This window comes from Kitasatospora sp. NPDC058406 (assembly GCF_042722765.1).
Lineage (GTDB): Bacteria > Actinomycetota > Actinomycetes > Streptomycetales > Streptomycetaceae > Kitasatospora.
This window is the reverse complement of record NZ_JBHXKE010000040.1, coordinates 36,957-45,967: the sequence shown is the minus strand read 5'-3', so window position 1 is coordinate 45,967 and position 9,011 is coordinate 36,957. Positions and strand designations below refer to the sequence as shown.

Genomic DNA, 9,011 nt, shown 5'->3' with positions numbered 1-9,011 from the left:
CCCCTCCGGGCGGTCGCGGCGCCCTTCGCCGTGCCGGGGCGCAACGTCTCCGAACAGGGGCAAAGCGGGCAGCGGGGGGCCCACGCGATAGCCTGGGCAGCGATCGAGCGGGTCCGGGCCCAGACGGGTTCGGCGCCCACCAGCGCCCGGGCGCGCCCGGGCGGCCGTCGAAGCGAGGGGTAGCCCAGCCGTGCGCATTGCCAGGTTTTCCGTCCGGGAAGGGAGCCCTGCCGCCGGCAGCGTCTCCTTCGGCGTGGTCGAGGGGGACCCGGCCCGGCCCGAGTCGCTGGTCGTCCACGCCCTGGCCGGCCACCCGTTCGGGCAGCCCCAGCCGACGGGCGAGAGCTACCGCTTCCAGGACGTCCGGCTGCTCAGCCCGATGCTGCCCAACAAGATCGTCGCGGTCGGCCGCAACTACGCCGCGCACGCCGCCGAACTGGGCAACGACGTCCCGGACGTCCCGCTGACCTTCTTCAAGCCGTCGACCGCGGTGATCGGCCCGACCGAGGCGATCGCCTACCCGCCGTTCTCCTCGGACGTCCAGTACGAGGCCGAACTCGCCGTGGTGATCGGCCGGATGTGCCGTGAGGTGCCGCTGGACCGGGTGCCCGAGGTGATCCTCGGCTACACCTGTGCCAACGACGTCACCGCGCGCGACGTCCAGCAGCGCGAGGGCCAGTGGGCCCGGGCCAAGGGCTTCGACACCTCCTGCCCGCTCGGCCCGTGGATCGAGACCGACCTCGACCCGGCCGACCTCGCCGTCACCTGCACCGTCAACGGCGAGCTGCGGCAGACCGGCCGCACCTCCCGGATGGTCCGCTCGGTCGCCGAGCTGATCGTCCACATCTCCGAGGCCATGACGCTGCTTCCCGGCGACGTCATCCTCACCGGCACACCCGCTGGGGTGGGCCCGCTCAACGTCGGCGACGAGGTCGCCGTCTCCATCGAAGGCATCGGCACTCTCACCAACAAGGTGATCAAGCGTGGCTAACACCGACCCCACCGTCCGGGTCCGCTTCTGTCCGTCCCCGACCGGCAACCCCCACGTGGGCCTGGTCCGCACCGCCCTCTTCAACTGGGCCTTCGCCCGCCACAACGGCGGCACGATGGTCTTCCGGATCGAGGACACCGACGCGGCCCGCGACTCCGAGGAGTCGTACGAGCAGCTCCTCGACGCCATGAAGTGGCTCGGTTTCGACTGGGACGAGGGCCCCGAGATCGGCGGCCCGCACGCGCCGTACCGCCAGTCGCAGCGGATGGACGTCTACGCCGATGTCGCCCGCCGCCTCCACGAGGCCGGTCACGCCTACTCCTGCTACTGCTCGACCGAGGAGCTGGACGCCCGCCGCGAGGCCGCCCGCGCGGCCGGCAAGCCGTCGGGCTACGACGGCCACTGCCGCGACCTGACGGACGACCAGGTCGCCGTCTACAAGCTGGAGAAGCGCGAGCCGATCCTGCGGTTCCGGATGCCGGACACCACCATCGTGTTCGACGACCTGGTCCGCGGCACGCTGAGCTTCGAGCCGGAGAACGTGCCCGACTACGGCATCGTCCGGGCCAACGGCGCACCGCTCTACACCCTGGTCAACCCGGTGGACGACGCGCTGATGGAGATCACCCACGTGCTCCGCGGCGAGGACCTGCTCTCCTCCACCCCGCGCCAGGTCGCGCTCTACGCGGCGCTCGCGGACATCGGCGTCGGCAACGGCACCACCCCGCGCTTCGGCCACCTGCCGTACGTGATGGGCGAGGGCAACAAGAAGCTCTCCAAGCGTGACCCGCAGGCCTCGCTCAACCTCTACCGCGAGCGCGGCTTCATCCCCGAGGGCCTGCTCAACTACCTGTCGCTGCTGGGCTGGTCGCTCTCCGCGGACGACGACATCTTCTCGGTCGAGCAGCTGGTCGAGGCGTTCGACGTCGCCGACGTCAACGCCAACCCGGCCCGCTTCGACCTCAAGAAGTGCGAGCACATCAACGCCGAGCACCTGCGCAGGCTCGCGCCGGAGGACTTCGTCCGCCGCCTCGTGCCGTACCTGCAGGCCCCGGGCCTGCTGCCGGCCGAGCCGACCGCCGAGCAGCTGGAGCTGCTGGCCAAGGTGGCGCCGCTCACCCAGGAGCGGATGGTCGTCCTCGGCGAGATCGTCACGATGGCCGGCTTCCTGTTCGTCGCCCCGGACGACTTCGCGGTCGACCCGGACGACGCGGCCAAGGTGCTGACCGCGGACGCCCGCCCGGTGCTGGAGGCCAGCGTCAAGGCGCTGGAGGCGCTGGAGGACTTCACGCCGGAGCCGATCCAGGCCGCGCTGCGCGAGGCGCTGGTGGAGGGCCTGGGCATCAAGCCCAAGTTCGCCTTCACCCCGCTGCGGGTCGCGGTCACCGGCCGGCGGGTCTCGCCGCCGCTCTTCGAGTCGATGGAGCTGCTCGGCCGGCCCGAGACGCTGCGCCGCCTGAACGCCGCTCTGGCCGCCGCCCCGGCGGCCTGACCGGGGCTCCGACCAGGACGCCGAGCAGGGCCCGCCCGGGTCCTGCTCGGCTCGCGGGCCGGGCCCGGCGCCGGGCCCGCGGCGCCCCCGGGCGTCACCGGGCGGCCTCCCGGCCGCCGCCTGGGGTTATCGATTTTGGAGCCAGGCCAGACGTCGGGTAATGTTCTTTCTGCGCCGCCCGGGAGGGAACGGACGGGGGAGTGAAACCCCGTCGGGAACCGAACGAGGGGCGCAACGCCCGAGAAGGCCCCGTAGGGGTCCAACTCCGGTGGGGTATGGTGTAATTGGCAGCACGAGTGATTCTGGTTCATTTAGTCTAGGTTCGAGTCCTGGTACCCCAGCGCAGTACAGCTCCACCGCAGTACCGTACAACAAGAGATCAAGCCCCCGTTGTGTAGCGGCCTAGCACGCTGCCCTCTCACGGCAGTAGCGCCGGTTCGAATCCGGTCGGGGGTACTGGTTCCGCAAGGGACCACCTGGAAAGCCCCCGTTGTGTAGCGGCCTAGCACGCTGCCCTCTCACGGCAGTAGCGCCGGTTCGAATCCGGTCGGGGGTACTGGTTCCGCGAGGGACCGCCAGGAAGCCCCCGTTGTGTAGCGGCCTAGCACGCTGCCCTCTCACGGCAGTAGCGCCGGTTCGAATCCGGTCGGGGGTACCAGAGCAGGAAGGCCGATGGGCTCACCCATCGGCTGAATTGCTTTGTTGGGGTATGGTGTAATTGGCAGCACGAGTGATTCTGGTTCATTTAGTCTAGGTTCGAGTCCTGGTACCCCAGCCAGAAAGTACGGCCCCGGTTCACGCCGGGGCTTTTCGCATTTCCGGCGGTCGTGCGGAATTGCGACGCCGGCCATTTCGAAGGGCCCGCTCACCAGGTGAGCGGGCCCTTTCGGATTCGTGGGGGATTTTCTGCGGGGGGCGGATACGGGGACGGGCGCGTGGGGGTGGGGGAGGGCCTGCGGGGGAGTTTCAGCTGCGGCGCAGCGCCTCGGTGAGGCGGTTGGCGGCTTCGATGATGGCCTGGGCGTGCAGTCGGCCCGGGTGGCGGGTCAGGCGCTCGATGGGGCCGGAGACCGAGACGGAGGCCACCACGCGGTTGGAGGGGCCGCGGACCGGGGCGGAGACCGAGGCCACGCCGGGCTCCCGCTCGCCGATCGACTGGGCCCAGCCGCGCCGCCGCACGCCGCTGAGCGCGGTGGCGGTGAAGCGGGCGCCCTGGAGGCCGCGGTGGAGCCGCTCGGGCTCCTCCCAGGCGAGCAGGACCTGGGCGGCCGAGCCGGCCTTCATCGGCAGGGTGCTGCCGACCGGGACGGTGTCCCGCAGACCGGAGAGCCGCTCGGCGGCGGCGACGCAGATCCGCATCTCGCCCTGCCGGCGGTAGAGCTGTGCGCTCTCGCCGGTGACGTCGCGCAGGTGGGTCAGGACCGGGCCCGCGGTGGCGAGCAGCCGGTCCTCGCCCGCCGCGGCGGAGAGTTCGGAGAGTCGGGGGCCGAGGATGAAGCGGCCCTGCATGTCCCTGGTGACCAGGCGGTGGTGTTCGAGTGCGACGGCGAGTCGGTGGGCCGTGGGGCGCGCCAGACCGGTGGCGGCGACCAGCCCCGCCAACGTGGCGGGGCCCGACTCCAGTGCGCTCAGCACCAGAGCGGCCTTGTCGAGAACGCCGACGCCGCTAGAGTTGTCCATGCCCTAAGACTGCAGTCTCAGTCCGCGAGACGCAAGTTCAATCTTCCGGGAAAAGCGCCACTCTGGATGCAGCAGCCCGGGAGACATCCAGGATGCGGCCCCGACCAGGTGTCCGCATGGTGGACAACGATCCGGTGTGCAGGTCGCGCGACGCGAGCCTCACAGGGCGGCGAAAGCTTCGACCTCGACGACACGAGAAGGCCGGCAACGCGGCCGGCTGGAGGGAACCCGATGGGACGGACACTCGCAGAGAAGGTCTGGGACGACCACGTCGTGCGGCGCGCGGAGGGCGAACCCGACCTGCTCTACATCGACCTTCACCTGCTGCACGAGGTGACCAGCCCGCAGGCCTTCGACGGCCTCCGGCTGGCCGGACGCACGGTCCGCCGCACCGACCTCACGATCGCGACCGAGGACCACAACACCCCGACCCTCGACATCGACAAGCCGATCGCCGACCCGGTCTCCCGGATCCAGCTGGAGACGCTGCGGCGCAACGCCGCCGAGTTCGGCGTCCGGATCCACTCGCTCGGCGACGTCGAGCAGGGCGTCGTGCACGTCGTCGGCCCGCAGCTGGGCCTGACCCAGCCCGGTACGACCGTGGTCTGTGGCGATTCCCACACCTCCACCCACGGCGCCTTCGGCGCACTGGCGTTCGGTATCGGCACCAGCCAGGTCGAGCACGTGCTGGCCACCCAGACGCTGCCGCTGGCCCCGTTCCGGACCATGGCCATCACCGTGGAGGGCGAACTCCCCGACGGAGTGACCGCCAAGGACCTGATCCTGGCGATCATCACGAAGATCGGCACCGGCGGCGGTCAGGGCTACGTCCTGGAGTACCGCGGTTCGGCGATCCGCAGCCTCTCCATGGAGGCCCGGATGACCATCTGCAACATGTCCATCGAGGCGGGCGCCCGGGCCGGCATGATCGCGCCTGACCAGATCACCTTCGACTACCTCGAAGGCCGCCCGCACGCCCCGAAGGGCGAGGACTGGGACGCCGCCGTCGCCTACTGGAAGACCCTGGGCACCGACGAGGACGCGGTCTTCGACCACGAGATCTTCATCGACGCCGCCGAGCTGACCCCCTTCGTCACCTGGGGCACCAACCCCGGTCAGGGCGCCCCGCTCGGTGCGAACGTCCCGCACCCCGAGTCGTTCGCCGACCCGCAGGAGCGGACCGCCGCCGAGAACGCCCTCGCGTACATGGGCCTGGTGGCCGGTACGCCGCTGCGCGAGGTCGCGGTCGACGCGGTCTTCGTCGGCTCCTGCACCAACGGCCGGATCGAGGACCTGCGCGCCGCCGCGGCCATCCTGGAGGGCCGCCGGGTCGCCGACGGCGTGCGGATGCTGGTCGTCCCCGGTTCCGTCCGGGTCGCCCTGCAGGCCGTCGAGGAGGGCCTGGACAAGGTGTTCACCGCGGCGGGTGCCGAGTGGCGCCACGCCGGCTGCTCGATGTGCCTGGGCATGAACCCCGACCAGCTGGCCCCCGGCGAGCGCTGCGCCTCGACCTCGAACCGCAACTTCGAGGGCCGCCAGGGCAAGGGCGGACGCACCCACCTGGTCTCCCCGCAGGTCGCCGCCGCGACCGCCGTCCTGGGCCGGCTGGCGGCCCCCGCCGATCTGAGCGCCGCCGACCTGGCGGACCCCAACGCCGCTGTGGAGGTCTGAGCAGCATGGACAAGTTCACCACCCACACCGGCCGGGCCGTCCCGCTGCGCCGCAGCAACGTCGACACCGACCAGATCATCCCGGCCCACTGGCTCAAGAAGGTCACCCGTTCCGGTTTCGAGGGCGGTCTGTTCGAGGCCTGGCGCAAGGACGAGTCGTTCATCCTCAACCGGCCCGAGCGGGAAGGGGCCACCGTCCTGGTGGCCGGCCCCGAGTTCGGCACCGGCTCCTCCCGTGAGCACGCCGTCTGGGCGCTCCAGAACTACGGTTTCCACGCGGTCGTCTCCTCGCGCTTCGCCGACATCTTCCGCGGCAACTCGCTGAAGAACGGCCTGCTCACCGTGGTGCTGCCGCAGGAGACCGTGGAGCGGCTCTGGGAGCTCACCGAGGCCGACCCGACCGCGGAGATCACCGTCGACCTGGAGGCCCGCGAGGTGCGCGCCGAGGGCATCACCGCGTCCTTCGAACTGGACGACAACGTTCGGTGGCGGCTGCTGAACGGGCTGGACGACATCAGCATCACCCTGCAGAACGAGGCCGACATCTCGGCGTTCGAGGAGACCCGTCCCTCGTTCAAGCCGCGTACTCTGCCGGTCGCCTGAGATCCCCTTCTGAACAAGCATTCTGACGATCCGCCGGATGGCCCGCTCCCCCCTCGGGGGGGCGGGCCGTCCGCCGTTCCGGAGCGGGAGTTGTGCGGCCCGGCCGCCCCCCGATTGCCCTTTCGGTAATGCGGCGGAGGGCCCCGCGCATGCACAACTCCGGGTAGATGGCACAATCAGTGCATGCACCGGCACCATGAACCTCCGTACGCGGGCGGCGAACCCGCGTCACCGGAGTCCACGGGCCGGGGATCCGAACGCCGAATTGACGATCGGCCGGACGCCGCCACCTCACCTGCTGAGGGGCCGGACGACCCGGAAGTCGCAGCGCTCTTCGCGCTTGTGGCCGAGCGGTTGAAGCAAGCTCACGACCGCGTGCATGCGCTGAACGTGTCTGCCGATGCAAAGACCGCTCTCGCCCGTCAACTGCTGATCGTCACGGAGACCGCCAAGCGCGATCTTCCCGGGGCGGCGCGGCGGTTGAGTCGCTTTGTGCAGGACCTCGACGAGGGGCGCCCGCCCGTCGACTGAGGTCGCCGACGCGCAAATCCATTGCGACACTAGGGTGATTCGCGCGTTTGGTAATTGAAAGTCCGCAGATACATACCTAACGTGCGAAATGAACGGATGGAATCATCCGGCGCCCGTTTCCGAAGGGGAAGACGTGAACAAGGCTCAGCTTGTCGAAGCGGTGGCCGAGCAGCTGGGCGGTCGCAAGGCTGCCGCAGAGGCCGTCGACGCAGTGCTCGACACCATGGTCCGCGCCGTTGTGGCCGGTGACCGGGTGTCGGTCACCGGTTTTGGCACCTTTGAGAAGGTGGAGCGCTCCGCGCGCTTCGCCCGCAACCCGCAGACCGGCGAGAAGGTCAAGGTCAAGAAGACCTCGGTGCCCCGCTTCCGTCCCGGCCAGGGCTTCAAGGACCTGGTCAGCGGCAGCAAGAAGCTGCCGAAGGAAGGCCCCTCGGTGAAGAAGGCGCCCAAGGGCTCCCTCACCCCGGGCAAGAGCGGTGTCGCCGCGACTCCGGCCGCCAAGCGCGCCGCCACCAAGCGTGCCGCCACGGCTGCCGCTGCCGCCGCCCCGGCGAAGAAGGCCGCGGCGAAGAAGACCGCCACCACCACCGCCGCCGCCGCGAAGAAGACCACCGCGACCGCTGCCAAGAAGGCGCCCGCCGCCAAGAAGGCCACCACCACCGCCGCCGCGAAGAAGACCACCGCGACCGCGACCAAGAAGACGGCGGCCGCCGCGAAGAAGACGGCCACCACCGCCGCCGCCAAGAAGACCACCGCGACCGCCGCCAAGAAGGCGACCGCGACGGCCAAGAAGACGGCTCCGGCGAAGAAGACCGCCACCCGTAAGACCACCGCGCGCAAGACCTCCGCGAAGTAGTCGACGGACGGCCTTCGAGAGCCGTGGCGCAGCACTCCACCCGGTTTTTCGGGCGGGGCCGGCGCCACGGCTCTCCGGTTTTCCGGGCCTCCGGCGCCGTACGGACGCGGTCAGCCCGCGGCCGGGTCCGCGGCCGGGTCCGGGAAGGTCTGCAGCGTCAGGAAGACCACCCGGCGGGCCTCCGCGGCGCCCTCGGTGCGGATCCGGACCCGCTGGCCGGGACGGAGCAGCCGCAGGCCGCCGGCGTCGAAGGCGGCGGCGTCGAACGGCACCGGGGTCCCGTCGTCGAGCAGCACGGAGCCGGCCCGGGTGGCGGGGTCGAAAGTGAACGCGGTGGCCTGCATGTCAGCAGCATAGCGAGCACCACCGACAGTCCCGGGTGACGTGCGGGCCGGGGCCCGGCGCGGTCCGGAGGACCGGTCCGGCAGGTACCCGAGCCGGACCGCCAGGGCCCGGGTGTGCGGGCCCACGCCGAGGGCCAGCGCCGCCGCCAGGTCCTCGCCGGTGTCGACGTCCCGGCGGACCGACTCCACGCCGGTCAGCCGCAGTTCGCGGGCGCCGCCGGCCGCGTGCCGGGCCCGTGAACCGTCCCCGAAGGCGGGGGAGAGCGGGCTGCCCGGGGCGCAGGCGAGCAGGGTGGTGCCCAGGCCGGGTGCGTCGGGCAGGAAGGCCCGGCCGGTGACCGGGACGGCGGTCAGCACCCGGCCCAGTTCGGCCGGGCGCAGGGCCGGCAGGTCCGCCGAGAGGGCGGCCAACGGGGCGCGCGGGGCGAGCGCCAGCGCGACCGCCGCGCCGTGCGCCAGTGCGTCGTTGAGTCCGCCCCCCGGTTCGTCGTCGACGACCAGGGCGCCGAGCGCGGCGAGCAGCTCGCCGGCCTCCGCGTCCCGGGTCACCACCAGGACGCGACCGACCTCGGAGGCGGCCAGCGCGGCGGTGACGGTGTCCAGGGCGAAGGAGAGCGCCAGGTCCGGGCGGTGCGGGCCGGCGAACGGCGCCAGCCGTGACTTGGCCCGGGCGAGCTGCTTGAGCGGCAGTACCAGCGACCAGCCGGCAGTGGGTGCGGCGGGCGCGACGGGCCCGCTGGGGCGTACGGTGTCCTGGGTCATCGGCGTCATTGTGACGCCGGTCCCGGAACCCTCGCCAGGCCGTCCGAACTGTGCGGACGTGCGTTTGATCACGCCCGCCCGA

At 71.4% G+C, this 9,011-nt stretch carries 7 protein-coding genes, 5 tRNA genes and 1 pseudogene; 11 read left to right on the top strand and 2 right to left on the bottom strand.

Annotated features, from left to right (window positions below):
• Positions 1-190 precede the first annotated feature (190 nt).
• The 7 genes from ACFWOG_RS11110 (at position 191) to ACFWOG_RS11080 (ending at position 3,261) form a co-directional block, all read left to right on the top strand.
• Complete coding sequence (locus ACFWOG_RS11110; protein ID WP_329951659.1) at positions 191-991, top strand: fumarylacetoacetate hydrolase family protein; 801 nt, start codon at positions 191-193, stop codon at positions 989-991.
• Positions 984-2,483 carry a glutamate--tRNA ligase gene (gene gltX, locus ACFWOG_RS11105; protein ID WP_329951660.1) on the top strand — a complete coding sequence of 500 codons (1,500 nt, stop codon included), beginning with the start codon at positions 984-986 and terminating at the stop codon, positions 2,481-2,483. The genes ACFWOG_RS11110 and gltX overlap by 8 nt, the downstream gene beginning before the upstream one ends.
• A gap of 269 nt (positions 2,484-2,752) precedes the next feature.
• Positions 2,753-2,824 (top strand) — tRNA-Gln (locus ACFWOG_RS11100).
• Between the two features lie 42 nt (positions 2,825-2,866).
• Positions 2,867-2,939 (top strand) — tRNA-Glu (locus tag ACFWOG_RS11095).
• A gap of 27 nt (positions 2,940-2,966) precedes the next feature.
• Positions 2,967-3,039 (top strand) — tRNA-Glu (locus tag ACFWOG_RS11090).
• Positions 3,040-3,065: 26 nt separating this feature from the next.
• Positions 3,066-3,141, top strand: a tRNA-Glu gene (locus ACFWOG_RS11085).
• A gap of 45 nt (positions 3,142-3,186) precedes the next feature.
• Positions 3,187-3,261: transfer RNA gene (locus tag ACFWOG_RS11080), tRNA-Gln, on the top strand.
• Between the two features lie 188 nt (positions 3,262-3,449).
• Here ACFWOG_RS11080 and ACFWOG_RS11075 read toward each other — a convergent pair.
• On the bottom strand, positions 3,450-4,163 hold the full coding sequence (locus ACFWOG_RS11075; protein WP_329882847.1) for an IclR family transcriptional regulator: 714 nt from the start codon (positions 4,161-4,163) through the stop codon (positions 3,450-3,452).
• 231 nt (positions 4,164-4,394) lie between these two features.
• Between ACFWOG_RS11075 and leuC the strand changes: the two genes are divergently transcribed.
• From leuC to ACFWOG_RS11055, 4 genes are all read left to right on the top strand, one after another.
• Positions 4,395-5,834 carry a 3-isopropylmalate dehydratase large subunit gene (gene leuC / locus ACFWOG_RS11070; RefSeq protein WP_329882848.1) on the top strand — a complete coding sequence of 480 codons (1,440 nt, stop codon included), beginning with the start codon at positions 4,395-4,397 and terminating at the stop codon, positions 5,832-5,834.
• Between the two features lie 5 nt (positions 5,835-5,839).
• Positions 5,840-6,436, top strand: a complete 597-nt coding sequence (leuD, locus tag ACFWOG_RS11065; protein ID WP_329882849.1) for a 3-isopropylmalate dehydratase small subunit — start codon at positions 5,840-5,842, stop codon at positions 6,434-6,436.
• A 183-nt stretch (positions 6,437-6,619) separates the two neighbouring features.
• Entirely contained in the window at positions 6,620-6,967 is a 348-nt protein-coding gene (locus ACFWOG_RS11060) for a hypothetical protein (protein ID WP_380356926.1), read from the top strand.
• 133 nt (positions 6,968-7,100) lie between these two features.
• On the top strand, positions 7,101-7,823 hold the full coding sequence (locus tag ACFWOG_RS11055) for an HU family DNA-binding protein (RefSeq protein ID WP_329882850.1): 723 nt from the start codon (positions 7,101-7,103) through the stop codon (positions 7,821-7,823).
• Between the two features lie 434 nt (positions 7,824-8,257).
• On the opposite strand, the pseudogene cofC reads toward ACFWOG_RS11055, so the two are convergent.
• Positions 8,258-8,929 (bottom strand): annotated as a pseudogene (gene cofC, locus ACFWOG_RS11050) (2-phospho-L-lactate guanylyltransferase); the annotation flags it as partial.
• Between the last annotated feature and the right edge of the window lie 82 nt (positions 8,930-9,011).

Excerpts from the sequence above, each read along its gene's own strand:
- ACFWOG_RS11075 (WP_329882847.1), bottom strand. The coding sequence starts at position 4,163 with ATGGACAACTCTAGCGGCGTCGGCGTTCTCGACAAGGCCGCTCTGGTG.
- leuC (WP_329882848.1), top strand. The coding sequence starts at position 4,395 with ATGGGACGGACACTCGCAGAGAAGGTCTGGGACGACCACGTCGTGCGG.
- leuD (WP_329882849.1), top strand. The coding sequence starts at position 5,840 with ATGGACAAGTTCACCACCCACACCGGCCGGGCCGTCCCGCTGCGCCGC.
- ACFWOG_RS11060 (WP_380356926.1), top strand. The coding sequence starts at position 6,620 with ATGCACCGGCACCATGAACCTCCGTACGCGGGCGGCGAACCCGCGTCA.